Origin of the sequence: Chroococcidiopsis sp. TS-821, from assembly GCF_002939305.1 — a bacterium.
Lineage (GTDB): Bacteria > Cyanobacteriota > Cyanobacteriia > Cyanobacteriales > Chroococcidiopsidaceae > Chroogloeocystis.
The window spans coordinates 135,729-154,084 of record NZ_MVDI01000004.1 but is presented as its reverse complement, the minus strand read 5'-3'; the positions used below and the strand labels follow the sequence as shown (position 1 = coordinate 154,084).

Here is an 18,356-nt window from a genome sequence, read left to right as displayed (position 1 = left end):
CTCTTCTTTTAGTATACTCCGGTTCTTGACTGGGGTTTAGTGACTTTAAATAATTGACGATAAAAAAACCCGCGAGCAGCGGGTTACTATTTCTTTGAATTGTGAAAGTTCACTAATTCACTGCTTAGAAATTGAAGGTTGTCCGTAGTGTTCCAATAATCACGTCTGAGTTATCGTTGTTCTGACCTGGAGAACTTAACCAGATTACGCCTGGTGTAATTGAAACGTTATCCGTAAGTTGATACCTGTAGAAACCTTCAACGTGTAATCCATAATCACGGCTGAAACCTGCAACGCCTGGAGCATCTACTCCTCTCAACGTAGGTTCTACACCTGCAAAGATACCTAAGAGGTTACCTTCTCTACCCAAGTCTGGAAAAGCAACTCCACCACCAAATGTCCAGATATCAGCACCACCGCGCCCTAAGAGTATAGCGTTAGTGTAGGTACCAAACCCGCTGATGGATATTCTGTCAGTCAAGCGGAATGCAGCGGATACACCATAGGAGTTGGTAACTGTAGGACCAACTGCTAAACCTGGCACGCCGTCAACGAAGCCATCACCACTGATATCAACCAAGTTTGCTTGGGTTGTACCAACGACTGGACCTGCTGATTGATTGCCAAACGAACCACCAATATCAAAAATGCCGTTACCTGTGGTGTGATAACCGTGAACGTACGTTGCTGCTAACGCAACGCGATCGCCTAAGTTGAAGTTCAACTGAGCTAAGGCTGCGTAGTCACCGTTACCAATACCTGCACTCAAACCAGGATCGCTAGCATTATCGGCTAAGTAACCTACGGTTAAAGAACTTGGTCTGAGAACGCCGCCACCGCCAAATGCTAAGGTTAAACCGCCACCAGCACCACCACCGATTCGGTAGATTGGGTTTTGTTGCGCGAACGTAGATAGCGCACCTCTACCGCCGTCGTAATCTTCGAAATACGGATTTGCAGTTGCTGCGTAATCACTGTGGATGCCACCAGTAGCTGCTAAATAACCTCTGGCTTGCCCAAACAGCGGGAAGTCGTAAGCTAGCCAGTCAACGGCGACACTGTTTTCAAAGTTTGGTGCTATGTTGAAAGTTTGTTGACCTTCGAAAGTTGCGTTTGGAGCAGGTCCATTAAAAGCACTAAAGCTAAATAGCTGGGCATTTCCTGCTGACAAGCGCGTGTGTAAAATATCTGAACCACCAAAGCTGCTTTGGAAGTCTAACCGAACACGGTTTTGAAATACGGTGTTGTCGTCTACGTCGTCGCCAAACGTATCGCTAATCGCAGCAACTACTTCACCGACTAATTTAGTTGTTGTCGAAAATTGATTTGCTTCGAGTTCGGCTGTTTGTGCTTCTAAAGCATCTACCCGACCGCGCAGTGTTGCAAGTTCCGCTGCAAACTCTTCTTGCAAACGCTGAAGCGTTGCTAAGTCTTCCCGACGAACCATATCGGCTGTACCAGCAGCAATCAGTTCGTTGACTCGGTCTAAAGCTGCATTCAAACCAGCGGCAAACTCAAAACGCGTCATTGCACGGTTACCGCGATAAGTTCCATCCGGATAACCTGCAATAACTCCGTAGCGTTCTACGAGCGATTGCAATGCTTGGAATGCCCAGTCAGTTGGTTGAACGTCAGATAGTTGGGAAACTGAAGTGACTTGCGCCACTGAGTTAACATTGCCTCTACCTTCGTTGCTGTAGCGATTGAGTTCGTCTAACGATTCAACAGATGGTGCGGCAGGAACAGTAGCAGGTGTAGTTGTTGCCTGCGCCACAGTTATCGGTGTTGCTGGGGTAGCTGGCGTTGATACTGTCGGCTCTTGCACTACAGGTTCTGCTACTGCTTGTGGTTGAATAGCTCTTACTGTATTATTCGGCTGTAAAAGATTGCTTTCTACGGTTGCAACTACGTAATCTGCTGCTGGAGCTTGAGCGGCATCTTGCTGAATGAGTTCAGCTGATTCTGGCTGTTCAACTGCAAGCGCTGTAGAGGATACAACTAGAGTTGCTCCTAGAACTGCAGGGCTAAGCAGTAGGGATTTCCACAAGATATTTGACATTTTTACCTCTTATCCTCACACCTTTTTGTAGATAAAAGAATTATTTGCGCGTGCTCACTACACTACTATATGCAATGAGACAGCCTATTGACACCTGTGGAGGAGGTATACTGTAGTAATTATAAGTTTAACACTGTTTAATGCTTGATTAAGTCCGAGTTAATAAAATTAATAGCGATTTTCGCGAAAACTGATGCAGATTTTGCGCGAACATCCAGAGCTTGAAGCAATGTTTTACAGGCTAAGCCGATTTCGCATATATAAGCTGACCATATAATTCATGTCGAGCCTGTTAAGCTTTGACTCATTTGCCTTGTATTAGTTTTTGTACCATACCATAACTTTACCGCTAAAAACATAAAATAAGTTTTTATTAGGCTCAACTCATCGACAAGCTTAATTAGTTAGTTACATAAAGAATAAATATGCTATGCATAGTACTTTTCATATCTGATAGCTTCTTCCTCAGATTTTATACGAAACTCAATAAACTTTTGTAATATTTGTAAGTCAAAATTGTGTCTCGAGTTAGTGGTGACTTATTTGTAAGTTCTCAATTAAAAGTTAATTGTCAAGCGAAGTTCAATGAATTTCGCCTGCAGAAAAGAATCTGCGATCGCAGTCCGCGAGACAAGCGCTAATGCTCCTGGCAATTGGGCACTTTATTAACAAATGTTTGAAGTTGATTAAATATTATTTAATCTTCAATTTAAAGACAAAGCAATTCAACTTTTTAACGAAATTGTAGAATGTAATTAATTCATAAAAATCATAGTTTTGACTCAGGGCAAAGTGTGACTTTGCTGAAGTTATTGAAAAGAGGCGACCCGATGTTAGAAAAAATTTTGTTAGCTGACTCTGGGACTGGTCATTCGGAGGAAATGCTCAAAGCATTAATGGATTTGCCATCAATTCAAAAGGCAGCTGTCACCGTCTTGCATGTTGTGTCTCCTCAAGTTAGTGCCGAGACGATGACATCGAAGTGGGAAGAAGGAGGTAAGGTACTAGCTACAGCAATTCAGTCGTTGCAATTAGACCCAACAAAGGTTTCAGCTATTCTTCGGCAAGGCGATCCTAAAGATGTTGTTTGCCAAGTAGCAGAGGAAATTGATGCGGATCTGATTATTATGGGTTCGCGCGGTCTTAAACGCTTGCAGTCAATTTTGTCTAATTCCGTCAGTCAGTACGTATTTCAACTGTCCTCGCGACCGATGTTATTGGTCAAGGATGATATCTATGTCAAAAAGATTAATCGGATCATGGTAGCGATCGATGGTTCAGACGCAGCGAAACAGTGTTTGCGGTTAGCACTATTTTTGTTGCGAGATATTAAAGGCGGGCAGCTGATTTTAGCCCACGTCAACAAAGGCGCAAGCAATCAATCGAGTACAAATATGCCAGGCGAAAAAGATCCTGTTTTAGCCGAAGCGATCGCCGAAGCGAAAAAACAAGGCGTACAACCCCGCGCGATTTCTACCACTGGTAAACCTGGTGAAGAAATTTGCCGCATCGCAGAGGAAAACAATGTTGATTTGTTAATGCTTGGTTCTCCGGATCGCCGTCCTTCGATTGCGAAAAGTTTTGTTGACTTGGATCGGCTTTTGGGTTCTTCATTGTCCGATTATGTCCGCGTGAATGCCAATTGCCCGGTGCTATTAGCAAGAACTGTAGGCTAGTGTTTGACTAAATTAGCGGTCTTACTAGCAAAAACCCCTGCCAGAGGCGGGGGTTTTCGTTCTAGGATATATTTTTATGAATCGTTGCGACCTTCGCGGCTAGCAGTCTGAATATACAGAACTATCAAGAACACAGCTGGGACTAAGACGAACAAGATGCTCGCTACGAACCCTAAGTCATTAACTTGCATCGAAAGAAAGCCTCTCGCAGATCGTGAGCTAACATTCTTAGAATAACATCATCGTTGCTGTCAGAGAAGAGGAACTTTTTCTTGATTTTCTAACTGACTAAGGCTTAGTAACTACGCTGACGGGACCATTGACTAATACTTGGCAAGCAAGACGGTAGTTTTTTGGCTTTTTCTTGAGTTTGCGATTTTCGACTTCTGTGCGTGGTGACAAGTTTTCCATGCCTTGAGTAATCTCAACTATGCAAGTGCCGCATTGACCATAGCCACCACAATTCATCATTTTGCCGTAAAGCTTGTAGATATCGATGCCATTTTCCATCGCTTTAAGCCGAAGATTAGCACCATCAGCAGCAACGACTTCACGATTTTCTTTCTCAAATTTGATATTAGGCATTCCCGCTTCCTCGTTCACCTGTGATGACCGTGTGTTGTACTGTGCAGCGAAGGAGACTGCAGCGCCTAGCTGCGCCGAACGCTTTCTTGCACTTCTATTGTGACGACTGATTCATGTTTAATGCTCAGTCAATATGTTGATTTATTACGGAATATTAAAACATATTAAGGTTCAGCGCGGGAAAGATATTGATTAGTTGCGAGACTCTAATTCTTGGCGGAGTTCAAGCGCTAATCGTTCATTCAGCCACTCTAATTCTTCTTTGATCACCGCAATAAATCTATGCCATACTGCGATTTCATAAAAATCGTCACTGGGTATCGGTTGAACTTCCAGAGTTTCCAAGCGCAGACGACATACCATAATGCGGTGTTCGAGCAGTTTGATACGTTCTGCAGGTTCGAGATGGCTGAAAAAGAAATACTTGATAATAAAGCGCGATCGCGCATTTACCCAGCTTTCGTGGGGGTGTTCTAGCATTTTGCGGCGAAAGGCGATTTCCCCTTGGGAAGTGATGCTATATATCTTGCGACTTGGTCCTGCTTCACCAGCTTCTTGGATGAGAGTGGTGATATCACCGCGTTCTTCTAAGCGCCTCAACAAAGGGTAAATTGCACCATAATTCACACTGATGCAGCCACTCATAAACTGCTCTAGCTGCTGTTTTAGTCGATAACCGTGCAGTGGTTTGCTTTGCAATATACCTAGGGTCGCTAACTCAAGCATTCTTTTTTATGTCAAACTGATAGATTGAAAGACTGTACTAAATTGAAATAACAAAAATTTATATATCTTCAGACTTAGAACAGAACCAAATTAATTATTAGCAATATTTAAATACTTTAGTAAAGATATGGAAAGGGCAAAATACAAAAGATACAAAGCTTTTCTTTACAAAGCGCTGTGTTACTTTTCTAACCGTCAGCTAACGAATTAACGTAATGACTGCCGCTACCAAACTTAAATTAGCTATCAATCAAAATAGAACAACAGGCGGTGCTTTTAGTGTTTAAAGACATCCGAATTTCAAAGTTGTTGTTCAGTTTAAGTTTCACTGTTGCCTTGACAGCGTGTAATTCGTTACCCAGTGAATCTGAAGCAAGCGCTCAACAAGGTCAGTCACGTGCAAATCAGCAAATAACACCAGTTGATGTTGCCATTGCGCGGACAGGTAGCTTAACAGAACAACCAGAGTATACAGGTACAACTGCGCCAGCACGCGAAGTCTCGTTGCGATCGCAAGTCACAGGGCAAGTATTGAGTATTGGAGTTGATGTCGGCGATACAGTACGCCAAGGACAAACTTTAGCACGGCTAGACGATGCGTTGTTAGTGAGTGCCGTTAACCAAGCAGAAGCCGAACTTGCCAGCTTACGCGCCGCCGTGGCACGCGCTCAAAATCAAGTTAGTAATGCGCAAGCACAAGTCGAGCGATCGCGTTTAGAATTACAACAAGCACAAGCAGATTTAGCACGACAGGAACGTCTTTTGCAAGAAGGCGCCGTCCCCGCACAACAAGCCGAACAAGCACGAACTGAAGCCCAAACGGCTGCACAAATATTACGTGCGGCACAAGAACAAGTCCGCACCGAACAACAAGCACAAGCAGCGGCACAAAGCCAAGTCACCGCCCAAGAAGCCGTCGTCGCCCAAGCAAAAAGGCAACAATCTTACGCTCGACTGACCGCACCAATTGCTGGTAGAGTCATGCAACGGCTCACAGAAGTGGGGAATTTAGTACAGCCTAATACGGAAATTGTGCGGATTGGTGACTTTAGCCGCATTCAAGTCAACGTCGAAATTTCAGAATTGGAACTTGCCAGAATTCGCCAAGGACAAACGGTGTCAGTTCGATTAGATGCGTTTCCTGATGAAGTTTTTGAGGGGCAAGTAAGTCGGATTTCTCCCGCAGCCGATCGAACCGCGCGTTTAATTCCGGTTCAAGTTGTGATTCCGAATAGTAACGGACAAATTGGTAGCGGACTTTTGGCACGGGTACAGTTTGCTAGTGAGGAAACACAGCGCGTTATTGTACCTCAAACTGCATTGCCACCCACCCAAGGATCGCCTCAGCAACAGGAAAGCACAATCTATGTTGTCAATGAAACCGCAGCGAGTGAAGGCACTGTCACTGCACGTCAGGTAACACTAGGACAAAGTGCGAACGGTCAAGTCGAAATTTTATCAGGTTTGCAACCAGGCGAGCGATTTGTCGCGCGTAGCGGTGGGGCATTAACGGATGGCGCAACAGTGCGCTTTTCGATTCTTTCAGAGTCACAGCAAGGGAGTTGATAACCATGCAACAGGGCAAAGCATCAGGATTGAGTGTGAGTGCGATCGCAATTCGACGGCATATCGGCACGCTGATGCTGACGCTTGCAGTCATAGTCATGGGAATATATTTTCTCTCCTCGCTGCCAGTCGATCTGTTGCCATCTATTACCTATCCTCGCATTGGCGTTCGGATCAATGCCCCTGGGATTTCCCCAGAAGTCGCAATTGATGAAGTAACAAGACCTTTAGAAGAAGCGTTATCCACAACCGAAGGCGTTGTGCAAGTTTATTCGCAAACGCGCGAAGGACAAGTCAGTTTAGATTTGTATTTCCAACCAGGGGGAAACATTGACCAAGCGTTGAACGACGCAACAGCAGCACTCAATCGCGGTCGCGGACAATTACCCTCTACAGTCGAAGAACCAAGATTATTTAAAGTTGACCCTTCGCAATTACCTGTATATGAAGTTGCACTGACATCCCCTGCACTCCAAGGAGTCGATTTACGCGTGTTTGCTGACGAAGAATTAGCGCGCGAATTGACCGTCGTTCCTGGCGTTGCCTCGGTTGATGTTGCAGGCGGTGTTGAAGAAGAAGTTCAAGTCAATATCGATCTCAATCGCCTACAAGCATTAGGCGTTGGTTTAACGACAGTACTCAATGAACTGCAAGCCCGTAACCAAGATATTTCAGGAGGACGCATTCGCGGAGAAAATGGCGAACCGCTGACGCGGACAATCGGGCGGTTTCAAAGCGCCGACGAAATTCGTAACATCTCGTTTGAGGTAGCTGGAAGTACCGCACAGAACACTGAAGATGGTGCGACGCTTCCTTCTCGCCGTGTTTACCTGCGCGACTTTGCTGAAGTTGTTGATGGCACACAAGATCAACGCGTGTTTGTTAACCTCAACAAACAGCCTGCCGTAAAGTTAAGTATTCAAAAGCAACCTGATGCGAATACAATTAGCGTTGTCAATGGAGTCAAGCAACGCATTGAAGAACTCAGCAGATCCGGCGTGATTCCAGAAGACATGGTATTGACGGCAACACTAGATGAATCGCAGTTTATTAGTAACTCGATTGCTAACGTAGCAACTGCGGGTTTAATTGGGGCAGCACTCGCTGCGATCGCAGTGCTTTTGTTTCTCGGTTCGCTGCGTCAAACAATCATCATCGTTTGTGCCATTCCACTAGCGGCGTTGGCGGCAATTATTTTGATGGGGTTATTTGGTTTATCGCTTAATGTATTTAGTTTGGGTGGACTTGCCTTAGGCGTAGGCATCGTCGTCGATAACTCGATTGTGATGCTAGAAAATATTGCCGAAGGCGCGGGAATGACTCCTGGTAAAGATGCAAAAACGCGCATGAATTCGCAGCAATTGATTTCGCAGTCGATTCATAGCAGTCAAGAAGTCGAATCTGCGTTAGTTGCATCAACAAGTACGAACTTAGTTGCCGTTTTACCGTTTCTACTGATTGGTGGTTTTTTCTCGTTATTATTTAGTGAATTAATTCTGACGATTAGCTTTGCGGTTGCAGCGTCAATTTTGATTGCCATCACATTCGTGCCAATGGTGACATCGCGATTACTCGCAATTCGTTGGTCAAGTCGAGTTGGTAGATTGTGGATATTGCAAGCGTTTAATCGGCGATTTGATGCGGCGACGCAAGGATATCGCAACTTTTTGATGAAGATCCTGCGGTATCGCTTACTCGTCGTTGCGATCGCATTTTTAGTTTTAGGTGGTGGCAGTTTTCTCTTAGTTGGGCAGATTTCCCAAGAAATCCTTCCCCGTATTAGTACCGGACAAGCAACTTTGTTTGCGCAATTTCCCCCTGGAACTGTCATCGAAAACAACCGAAAAGTGATGGACGCGGTTGATGATATTCTCTTAGAGCAACCGGAAACTGAGTATGTTTTTTCGACGGCGGGTGGCTTTCTCTTTGGTAGCAACACCACAGAAAACCCATTGCGCAGTTCGAGTACGATTACTTTAAAACCTGGTAGCAACGTCGAAGCGTTTGTCGATCGCGTTAATCAAGAGTTTAATCGCCTTAACTTAGCTGGTATTCGCTTGCGCTTAAGTCCTGGGCAAGTGCGGGGGTTAATCTTGAGTAATTCTCCGGTGCGCGGTGCAGAAATTGACGTGATTGTTCAAGGTGATAGCGAACAAAATCTCCGCCAAGCAGGACAACAAATCTTGCAAGCGTTGGATCGGCAAGCAACATTAGCCAGTTTCCGCCCTAATGCAGACGCGAGACAACCCGAACTTCAGATTGTTCCTGACTGGGAACGCGTCGCGAGTTTCGGTTTGACAACGCAAGATATTGGGCAAACAATTCAGACTGCGGTTGAAGGTTCAGTTCCGACTCAATTGCAACGGGGCGATCGCTTAGTCGATGTCCGCGTCCAACTCAATCAAGCTGATATCCAAAATCAATCGCAACTTGCACGTTTACCGCTATTTGTCAATAGTAATCGCCAAATTCGCTTATTTGACATTGCAAGTATTCGCGAAGGGCAAGCGCCTGGCGAGATTCAACGCATCAATCAACGCCAAGTCTTTATTATTGCAGGTAATTTAAACGAAGGTGCAAGTTTAGGAGATGCTTTAGCCGAGGTTGATACCGTTCTGGAAAATATCGATTTACCACCAGGCGTTAGTATTTTACCAAGTTCGGTTGCCGAGACGAATCAGCAACTACAGCGATCGCTACAAATTCTAGGTGGATTAGCGGCGTTTTTAGTGTTTGTTGTCATGGCAGTACAGTACAACTCCTTAATCGATCCTTTGGTAATTATGTTCACTGTACCTCTAGCATTAGCGGGAGGGATTTTTGGGCTTTATATTACTGGAACTGCGATCGGCGCGACTGTTCTTGTGGGTGCCGTATTACTTGTAGGCATTGTTGTCAATAATGCGATCATTATGGTGGAACTGGCGAATCAAATTCGCGATCGCGAACAAATTGACCGTAAAAGTGCCATCCTCAAAGCTGCACCACAGCGCTTACGTCCAATTTTGATGACGACAATCACAACGGTGTTAGGGATGTTTCCCTTAGCTTTAGGCATCGGTGAGGGGTCAGAATTTCTTCAACCTTTAGGAGTTGTTGTCTTTTCGGGATTATCTTTAGCAACGCTGCTAACGCTATTTATCATTCCCTGCTTTTATGTAATTTTGCATGAAATTAGATTGCAGAGCTTAGGAGACAAGCTGAGTAAAATGTTTTCATCATGATTCAGAATGATGTTTAGCAACAATTGTAGATTTATCGAGTAGGGAAATGAGTATTTGCAAATCGGGTGCAACGCGCGAAGTTAAACCCAACTCTTGCACTATAGCGTCACAAGTTTTTCCTTGAAAGAGCATTTGGTAAGCAATTTCTTCAACTTCTTTCCAGGTAACATCGCTATCTACATAAGCTTTGGCAACGGCAATTACCAAGTCTTGATATTCGTTTCCCTCAGCTTTGGTCATCATGTTGTGGGGAATATCAAACACTTTATCAAACGAGTAGTACCAGCATTTGGGTTGCAGCTTGACGAGAGACTCGTACAATTCTTGATTTTCATTTTCATCAACCGCGCGATCGCTATCGCTGCCAATAATAAAGCAGGGTGCTGCGGCAATGCTTGTTTTGACACGTTCGAGAATATCTTGCCCCATGTCCATAAACACGCGCAATGCAGGCATCACAAAGCCATCGTAGCCGTAACTAATCGCCCCTTCTTCAGTGCGCCATTGAAAGTAAATCGGCAGTATTTTGACGATGAAGTCAACAAGAAGATTACTGTTACTCAAATACGGCGCAAACAGCAAAGCGCGGTGAATGCTGTGCGGACGTTCCAAAGCTAACCAAGCCGCTAGAGTACTACCGCCGGATAATCCCCCAATCACGACTTGTTCGCCCAAAGCTTGCACTTGTTCTAACCAGTACAAACCAAATTCTTGATAAACTCGTTGTTCTTCTGGTAGCGGTGGCGGGTTGTCTCCATCCCAATCTCCCGCAATTCCATGTCCTGGCAATAAAGGAATCACAACATTGTAGCCAGCTTGGAAAAAAGCTTCGCCAATCGGCATGAACTGTTCAGGCGTTGCCGTAAATCCATGAAAGAATAAACAAACCTTGGTAGTACGCTGGGCTTGCAACAAAAACCGCGATCGGCATTTGTCGTTCATCAACACTAAAGCTTTTTCACGCGCTCTCGTTTCTCTAACGATCGCTGTGGTAATGTTTGAGTAGTCCGACATTCTGCAATTAGAAAACCAACTTCCAGCATAACCGCACTGTATGTTTGTGCCAAGACGCTCTTAAATTTGGAACCTTGACACATTAGTCGAAACTTATACATAACTCTGCACTATCTCATACTAAAAGTGCCCTCATGACGACGCGCTGCCTACTATAATTCAAGAAGACCATGACATAGATGATGCAAAGTGAGGCAAAGCGAAACGTCACCTTTTGCGGTTTACAGCAAGTTCGCTTTCAATACTGCGTCTATAGTTAGGTATTCAGTCATTAATTGTGCTTCTAAGCACACATTAAAGAAGTGTCTGTTATGACAGCAAAGAATGTATGGAGTTTTCTATACGAGAGCACTATTCAGTTTAATTTTGAATATCACAGGGCACAAGTAATCTATGTTGAAAAAGTTCGTAGGAGTAGTATTGGGAGCCACTTTTGTACTGCCTTTCCATCTAATAGCACGAGCAGATGATACCCAATACCCAATACCATTTCAGAATTATCTCAGCCAATTAGCCAGAGAATCTGATTGGATTCGAGAAGGACCTGGAAATAAGCATTATCATTTTATCTCCTTTGCTCCTACTGGTAGACTCATAGCTCTATCTAACACAACCTGCAAAGACTTCCAATTGGGAAAAACTTACGAAACTGTTAAAGCTGGTGTAGTAGCTGATAGTAAGACGATGTTTCCTACAGAGGCGATCGCTAAATTAGGTTCAGAAGGCGTTGGACGATTTGCCGATGTGGCAATTAAATCAGCTGTTGCTAATAACTGCACTCAATTTAGTAGCAGCTTACCTCAGTTGAATTATATTTTGCCACAAGATTAAAGTACATCAAATTATTAATTTATAACGCAATGTGCGGATAAGTTTTCGCAACGCCAACCTACTAGACAACCTCAGAAAGACAACATTTCTAGAGCTAGTAGGTTCTATATTTTCTAATGAGGAGTTAATTACTAGCGTTTTTTTGCTGTGTGAACTTTGAGTTAAAGGGTTGATCCTTGCTTTCATCAATAGATGAAGTACACACTATGAAGATTCTAGCACCCCAAGGGCAGGGGATAGAAATATTTCTACGATCGCTAGTTAACCTAGTTTCTACCAAAGTTCATTAGGACTTCTTTAACATAACTTCATAATCTCTCAGGATACTTAACTTTCATGTCCAGATATGTTTACAAGACCGGACATTCATAGAATTTAGCTTTACCAAGGCATGGATATTAAGAATTAAAATTGCTATTTTTGTGTCGAGCTAGAGCTAGGCGATCGCCGCAGTACTACTTCTTTTTTAAAGTTACTTATAAAGCTCTTTCTGATCTCATACCTTTGTATATGATTTGCTACATATTAATTACGAGTTTTCTCTATGTATTGCTTTGAACTATAAGACTAATTATTATCTAGCTTCTTGAATAAATCACGAAATATCTTTGCATAAACCTTTGGTTGGCAACATTGCGTTTTTGTCAGTAACATCGTCGTACAAGCTTGTTTTTATACAATAAACTACATTATTGTCTTACTAAAACTAAATAAAAAATCATAAATATATGAAAAATTCTACTAAACCAGCTAGCTACAAGCTGTTTATTTCTTTTGTATATATAAACCATTTATACAAGCTTGGTTAATATTTCTGCGTAGCGTAAAAATTTTTCTAAATAATTAAGTTTTGCCAATTTTACACACAACTTATACATAACTTTGACATCACTGTGATACCAAACCCGTCATCGTAGATAAAGCAGGGTTAACAAAAGTTCATAGGTGGATTTGCCTATGAGATTTGCAAGTAGTGGTGTCTGTCAAAAGAGGAACAATGAAAATAACAAGGCGAAAAGCATTGCAATTAGGAGCATTTGCGGGAGGGGCTTTGCTGCTACCTACAGGTTTAGAGCGCATAAGCTACGCTCAGACTGCTGTAAATAAATTCACACTACCTTTTCGCAGACCACCTGTACTTCAACCGGTGCGTAGCGACGCGCAGACCGATTATTACGAAATTACTATGCGTAAAGCTCAGGTTGAAATACTACCTGGCAAATCAACCGAGATTTGGGGTTATAACGGAATTACACCTGGACCAACCATTATTCAACGGGCAGGGCGACAATCCGTTGTTCGCTTTATCAACAATAGTTTAGGCGTACCAACTTCTACGCATTTACACGGCATGGCGTCTTTGCCGCAATATGACGGCTATGCCGAAGATCTTACCTTTCCTGGGTATTACAAAGATTACTATTATCCTAATAATCGTGCTGCCACCCTCTGGTATCACGACCACGCTATTCATGCTACCGCCCGTAACGTTTACATGGGGTTAGCAGGAATGTATATTGTGCAAGATCAAACAGAACTTGATTTACCCTTACCCAAAGGCGAGTACGATGTACCGTTAATTATCCAAGATAAGCAATTTGCCACTAACGGCAGCTTGATTTTTGACGATCAGGGAGAAAAAAGTCAGTTTGGTGACGTTATTGTAGTCAATGGTGTGCCTTGGCCGCGGATGGAAGTAGCAAGACGTAAATACCGCTTCCGTGCTTTGAATGGCTCTATTTCGCGTTCTTATCAACTATCACTCAGCACAGGCGACTCTTTTCTCATGATTGGTACTGATGCGGGACTCAAGCCAGCACCCGTAGCAGTAAAAAATTTCCGTTTTGCTAGTGGAGAACGATACGAGTTTGTGATTGATTTTTCTAAGTATCCTATTGGTACGCAGATTATCTTGAGAAACACAAACCCGAAGAATAATGATGAGTATTCTGGTAGAACCAACGAAATTATGCGTTTTGATGTCGTACGCGATGCGCCTGATGATAGTTCGGTACCCAGTCAGCTACGCGCTTTTACTCCCTTGCTAGCTTCTCAAGCTGTCCGAACTAGGGAATTTAGGTATGAACGTACCAATGGTCTATGGGTAATTAATGGTAAAGTCTGGGACGTCAACCGAGTTGATGGTGCCCCGCAGTTTGGAGACATCGAAATTTGGCGCTTGTATAATAATTCTGGTGGTTGGTTCCATCCGATCCATCTACATTTGATCGACTGTCAAATTCTTGACCGCAATGGTAGAGCGCCATTTTCGTACGAAGTTGGTTGGAAGGATGTTTTTTATGTTGGCGAAAATGAATCAATTAGGGTAATTGGGAAATTTGGTCCTAATACAGGTAAATATATGCAGCACTGCCATAACACAGTTCACGAAGATCATGACATGATGAGTCAGTTTGAAGTGTTGCAAAATGCTCAAGCTTCACAAAGCGGAAATATTGGTCAAGATCCTATTGCTACAGCGCGACCAAAACCACTTCCTGCACCTCCTTTATAGCGAGTGTTGCTCTAATTCTCATTTTTCACAATCTTCAGAACTGACCAGAAAAATCATTAATTTTCAGTAGTATATTAGAAGACTTGCAAAAGTTGAAAATTATGAAAGTTATTCCTAGCGGAATGTAATGTAACAAAGAATTTCGCAAGGCTTAACATGACAGTTACAGTTTAATTACTTTTGCAAGAAGTCTTTTGAACTAACACTAGCGCTTCATCGTGCAGTATCTTTTTGTATTGACCTTTTGCTAATAAGGCTGATAAACCTTAGCGATGCATTGATCTGTATATGGGCATAATTAAAAGTTACACCTTTTCATATCAAGTATATAGGTGATGAAAATGACATCGAAGCTAATTTTTAATAATCAGTGACTTTGATGTTGTGAGCCTTATTACCTATTTACTTAAATATGACATTCATGAAGCAATGATTGTTCCTAACTTAGAAAAACTCAAATCACAAACTACAACTATGCACTTCTTGTCTAAAATAATAACTACGTTAGTAGTCATCAATCTATTTGTAGGGATAGGAATTCTGAGTGATGCTGATTTTGCAGCTGCTTCACCTGAGCATCAACACCATGCATCGCCAATGCTTCCCACCGAAGCAAGAGCATTGACGTCAAAAGAAATCAGTGCTGAGCGCTTTGTAAATCAAGGGTTAGAAAAACTACACCAACAAAGTTATCAAGCGGCTACTCAAGCTTTTACTCAAGCATTACAATTAAATTCCAACCATGACATGGCATACATTTATCGAGGTGATGCGCGTCAGAAAATAGGAGATTATCAAGGAGCCGTTGAAGACTATACTTTAGCTTTGCAAGGTAATCCAAATTTCGCTCATATCTACAATAGCCGAGGAGATGCAAGAGTTGCTTTAGGCGATTATCAAGGAGCGATCGCTGATTATACCCAAGCAATCAAGCTTTATCCAGAAGATGCATTTGGTTACAGCGATCGAGGCGCTGTTTATTTCCAACTAGGAAATATGCAAAAAGCGCTAGAGGATTTAAATAAAGCAATTGAAACTAACCCTGGACGTGCTGAAGCATATTTCAACCGTGCCCAAGTTTACGCTAAACTCAAAAACCGCCAAGCCACATTAAAAGATTATCAAATAGCAATTCAACTCTATACCGAACAAGGCAATATTTTAGGTCGCCTGAGGGCAATAAACTTAATGAAACATTACTAAATAATTAAGTAAGTCAAGGTAGACATTTTGCTTCTACCTTACTTATCAATTTTATAATTATTAATATCTTAATCTCCGTATAACTCGCGGTCAAACTTATTTGTTCTAGTATAGTTGTAGACATTAATTGTCCGTCGTACTGGTATACGCCCAGTATTTTCCGATTTTGCCTCACACAGTTTACTAAGATCTAAGACACCACCATTTGCTGTACGCATATAGCATATAGGAGTATCAACAATGGATTCTTTCTTTTCTATAGCTGACGAATACGTATTTTGAGTTTCAGGAAGAGCTAAAACAGTTTCGGAAAAAGTCACTATTGTTAATAAAATTAATATGGATTGGAAACTTTTCATCAAACTAAAATGACTGCAAATTATATAATTAATTGTAGTGCATTTCTGCTAATTAAACAAAAAACATAAATCATATTAAACATAAAGATTAGGCTAAGAAAAGCAACTAGCGATAGGTAACTCCACAAGTTTTTAATTTCAGATTAACGACTAAATTCTGTTAGAGAAGTTAAGGTTTAGTAGCACAGGTAATACAATAAGTTAAAATACTTACGTGGCACTTTTAGTTTAGTTCTTACCGATCTAGACTAAAATATTAAAGTTCTAAAATAGTTTAACTTCAGTTGTTTCAATGAAGTTTTTATTAAACCTTTGGTACAAAATGCTCTGCTCTTGGCGGCGTTTTGTTGTCGTTTGCCTGCTCATTCTGGGTTGCCAATATACGCTAGTGACACCAATAGCCTTCGCTGGCATTAGCGACGATAGTTTTGAGGGCAATGTATTTATTTTGTATGGTGGAAATGCCTCACTTGTGCCACCCAAAGTAAAGCTAGAAGAATCATTGAAGCGCGATAAGCCTACTTTACTCATTTTTTATATAGATGACAGCAGCGACTGTAAGCAATACGCTCCAGTAGTTACACGCTTGCAAGCTTTTTACGGACGTGTGGTAGATTTCATTCCAGTCAGTGTAGACACTATTGGATTGAAAGAAACATACGCACCTACTGAACCAGGCTATTACTACTCAGGAGTTGTGCCGCAACTTGTTGTATTTAATCAGTCGGGGGATGTTGTGCTGAATGAAACAGGACAAGTACCCTTCGAGAAAGTTGACGATATTTTTAGAGATCTCTTTGATCTACTACCGCGATCTGAATCAGTAGAGTTAAAACGTCGTCCGATCAATGAATTTAGTTCTGAACTAGCTGAGTAACTATCGAGACAGAACAAATCTGGCGCTTAGATCTTAAGATGCAATTAGAAACTGCGTATCCACTCATTAGGGACAATGGCATACACTACCGAAGAGCTGATACAGATTTTAGCAGACGAGCGCCAGGCTTGTCTCAAGGGTGAGCGACTCAAAATTGCTGCTACCGCCTCTGGTAATCCAATTATCGATAGGTTCATCAAGAGTGACGGGATACAAAAGTTTGACGCTTACCAAGATTTTAAAGCAGCGGTTCATTGTTACCAAAGAGAACACAATGTATCAGGGATTGTTTGGCGTCGGCTGACTGTTAAAGGCAGTAGCATTGACTATCCAGAAGTAGATTCTCAATTGATTGCGTTACCTGAAGATTTAGAGACTTTAAAACAGGCAAAAACGAGGATTGTCCATTTTTGGCATAAAGTTACTGTGGGGATGGATATCTACAAAAGTATCAATAACGGTAAAGATTATCGACTAGTAACGCCAGTAACAGTAGATAAAATTGCTCAACGCATGGAATGGGCAAATCTTTGCAAGTGGGAAAAGGCAGACTTTCTTGAAATCGTGTTACAACTAGGTTGGGGACAGCCCGAAGCTGCTGCCTACAATCGGGGATTACCGATCGCAGGTAGCGATTATATTCATGCAGTCAATCCTGGGAACCGTCCGATTTGTTGATGAGGTTCGCTTAAGCTTGCAATTGACACAGGATCAAGCCAAACCATTGTTTTGGATCTGTCCAGGCTTGAACTGGTTTTAGGTTTTGCTGGGCAAGTTCTTGTTGAATGGTATTGAGATTAAATTTACGCGAAATTTCCGTAAGGATGGTTTCATCAGTAGCAAATTCGACCGCGAGATCTAAAGCGCGTAAACAAACAGTTTGTGATCGCCGACTGCGTAAATGCATTTCAATTTGATGCTGAGTTTCGTTGTAGAATGCCCAATGTTCAAACTGCTGTAAGTCAAAATCGCCACCAAAGCGCGCGTTGAGGTGTTGTAGCATATTTAAATTAAAAGCCGCTGTGACACCTTGGCGATCGTTATAAGCGGCTTCGAGGATTTCTTTTGGCTTTTGTAAGTCTACTCCTAATAAAAAATATTCCCCAGGCTGCAATGCAGCAGTAACCTGCGCGAAAAAGGTATTGCACTCATTGGGAGTAAGATTTCCTAAGGTGCTACCGATAAAACAAATCATCCGGCTAGCAAGTTGTGTAGGAATTAGCTTTTCTAGCGCTAATTCATAGGTACTAACGAGCGCGTGGACTTGCAACGATGGATAATCAGCTAATAGTTGTTTTGCACTGCTTTCTAAAATACCAGCACTGACATCAATGGGTAGGTAGTGTAAAGGGTAGCCGAGTTGTTTGTAAGCATCCAAGAGAATACGCGTTTTTGTCGAACTTCCACTACCAAGTTCTACAAGTTCGCAAGCCCCAGTAATCTGAGCAATTTCTGATGCATATTCTTGCAAGATCGCGGTTTCTGTGCGCGTGAGATAATACTCTGGTAACGTGCAAATTTGCTCAAACAGTTGAGAACCTCGATCGTCGTAAAAGTATCGTGCTGGAAGTGACTTGGGATGTTGAGTTAAGCCTTGAATGACGTCATTGCCGTCAATTGTCTTCGCTTGTGCGGTAGAGTCAATCAAATACTCGATCTGCAAGCGTCGAGGTGTAAATTCTAACGTATTGCTTGCAGCTTTGGATAAGGACATTAAACCT

General features: G+C 42.5%; 15 protein-coding genes. 8 read left to right on the top strand and 7 right to left on the bottom strand.

The window, feature by feature from the left end:
- Positions 1-124: 124 nt before the first annotated feature.
- A complete protein-coding gene (locus B1A85_RS13670) occupies positions 125-2,059 on the bottom strand; it encodes an iron uptake porin (RefSeq protein ID WP_104547463.1) in 1,935 nt (644 codons plus the stop codon).
- A gap of 830 nt (positions 2,060-2,889) precedes the next feature.
- Here B1A85_RS13670 and B1A85_RS13665 point away from each other — a divergent pair.
- Positions 2,890-3,735, top strand: coding sequence for a universal stress protein (locus tag B1A85_RS13665; RefSeq protein ID WP_104547462.1), 846 nt, complete (start codon positions 2,890-2,892; stop codon positions 3,733-3,735).
- Between the two features lie 74 nt (positions 3,736-3,809).
- On the opposite strand, the gene psbM is transcribed toward B1A85_RS13665, so the two are convergent.
- The 3 genes from psbM to B1A85_RS13650 all read right to left on the bottom strand — a co-directional run bounded on the left by psbM (position 3,810) and on the right by B1A85_RS13650 (position 5,046).
- Positions 3,810-3,926, bottom strand: coding sequence for a photosystem II reaction center protein PsbM (psbM, locus tag B1A85_RS13660; RefSeq protein ID WP_104547461.1), 117 nt, complete (start codon positions 3,924-3,926; stop codon positions 3,810-3,812).
- 97 nt (positions 3,927-4,023) lie between these two features.
- Positions 4,024-4,320 carry a 2Fe-2S iron-sulfur cluster-binding protein gene (locus B1A85_RS13655; RefSeq protein WP_104547573.1) on the bottom strand — a complete coding sequence of 99 codons (297 nt, stop codon included), beginning with the start codon at positions 4,318-4,320 and terminating at the stop codon, positions 4,024-4,026.
- A gap of 192 nt (positions 4,321-4,512) precedes the next feature.
- A complete protein-coding gene (locus B1A85_RS13650; protein WP_104547460.1) occupies positions 4,513-5,046 on the bottom strand; it encodes a PadR family transcriptional regulator in 534 nt (177 codons plus the stop codon).
- A gap of 279 nt (positions 5,047-5,325) precedes the next feature.
- Here B1A85_RS13650 and B1A85_RS13645 point away from each other — a divergent pair, with 279 nt between their 5' ends.
- Both B1A85_RS13645 and B1A85_RS13640 read left to right on the top strand, forming a co-directional pair.
- The gene (locus B1A85_RS13645; RefSeq protein ID WP_210404438.1) at positions 5,326-6,612 is read left to right on the top strand and encodes an efflux RND transporter periplasmic adaptor subunit; all 1,287 of its coding nucleotides are present in this window, start codon (positions 5,326-5,328) and stop codon (positions 6,610-6,612) included.
- A 5-nt stretch (positions 6,613-6,617) separates the two neighbouring features.
- On the top strand, positions 6,618-9,836 hold the full coding sequence (locus B1A85_RS13640) for an efflux RND transporter permease subunit (RefSeq protein WP_104547458.1): 3,219 nt from the start codon (positions 6,618-6,620) through the stop codon (positions 9,834-9,836).
- Here B1A85_RS13640 and B1A85_RS13635 read toward each other — a convergent pair.
- Positions 9,831-10,850 carry a carboxylesterase gene (locus B1A85_RS13635; protein ID WP_104547457.1) on the bottom strand — a complete coding sequence of 340 codons (1,020 nt, stop codon included), beginning with the start codon at positions 10,848-10,850 and terminating at the stop codon, positions 9,831-9,833. The two genes, B1A85_RS13640 and B1A85_RS13635, sit on opposite strands and share 6 nt — an antisense overlap.
- Positions 10,851-11,243: 393 nt before the next feature.
- On the opposite strand from B1A85_RS13635, the gene B1A85_RS13630 reads away from it, so the two are divergent.
- The 3 genes from B1A85_RS13630 to B1A85_RS13620 all read left to right on the top strand — a co-directional run bounded on the left by B1A85_RS13630 (position 11,244) and on the right by B1A85_RS13620 (position 15,399).
- Positions 11,244-11,681 carry a hypothetical protein gene (locus B1A85_RS13630; protein ID WP_104547456.1) on the top strand — a complete coding sequence of 146 codons (438 nt, stop codon included), beginning with the start codon at positions 11,244-11,246 and terminating at the stop codon, positions 11,679-11,681.
- Between the two features lie 997 nt (positions 11,682-12,678).
- Positions 12,679-14,196 (top strand): multicopper oxidase family protein, encoded by a 1,518-nt coding sequence (locus B1A85_RS13625; protein ID WP_104547455.1) that lies wholly within the window; start codon positions 12,679-12,681, stop codon positions 14,194-14,196.
- Between the two features lie 384 nt (positions 14,197-14,580).
- Positions 14,581-15,399, top strand: coding sequence for a tetratricopeptide repeat protein (locus B1A85_RS13620; protein WP_146087178.1), 819 nt, complete (start codon positions 14,581-14,583; stop codon positions 15,397-15,399).
- Positions 15,400-15,467: 68 nt separating this feature from the next.
- Here B1A85_RS13620 and B1A85_RS23630 read toward each other — a convergent pair whose 3' ends face one another.
- On the bottom strand, positions 15,468-15,719 hold the full coding sequence (locus B1A85_RS23630) for a hypothetical protein (RefSeq protein WP_146087177.1): 252 nt from the start codon (positions 15,717-15,719) through the stop codon (positions 15,468-15,470).
- Positions 15,720-16,080: 361 nt separating this feature from the next.
- Here B1A85_RS23630 and B1A85_RS13615 point away from each other — a divergent pair, with 361 nt between their 5' ends.
- Both B1A85_RS13615 and B1A85_RS13610 read left to right on the top strand, forming a co-directional pair.
- The gene (locus B1A85_RS13615) at positions 16,081-16,635 is read left to right on the top strand and encodes a thylakoid membrane photosystem I accumulation factor (protein ID WP_246841419.1); all 555 of its coding nucleotides are present in this window, start codon (positions 16,081-16,083) and stop codon (positions 16,633-16,635) included.
- Positions 16,636-16,710: 75 nt separating this feature from the next.
- Positions 16,711-17,313, top strand: a complete 603-nt coding sequence (locus B1A85_RS13610; RefSeq protein WP_104547452.1) for a hypothetical protein — start codon at positions 16,711-16,713, stop codon at positions 17,311-17,313.
- Positions 17,314-17,323: 10 nt separating this feature from the next.
- On the opposite strand, the gene egtD is transcribed toward B1A85_RS13610, so the two are convergent.
- Positions 17,324-18,349, bottom strand: a complete 1,026-nt coding sequence (gene egtD / locus B1A85_RS13605) for an L-histidine N(alpha)-methyltransferase (RefSeq protein WP_104547572.1) — start codon at positions 18,347-18,349, stop codon at positions 17,324-17,326.
- Positions 18,350-18,356: the final 7 nt, after the last annotated feature.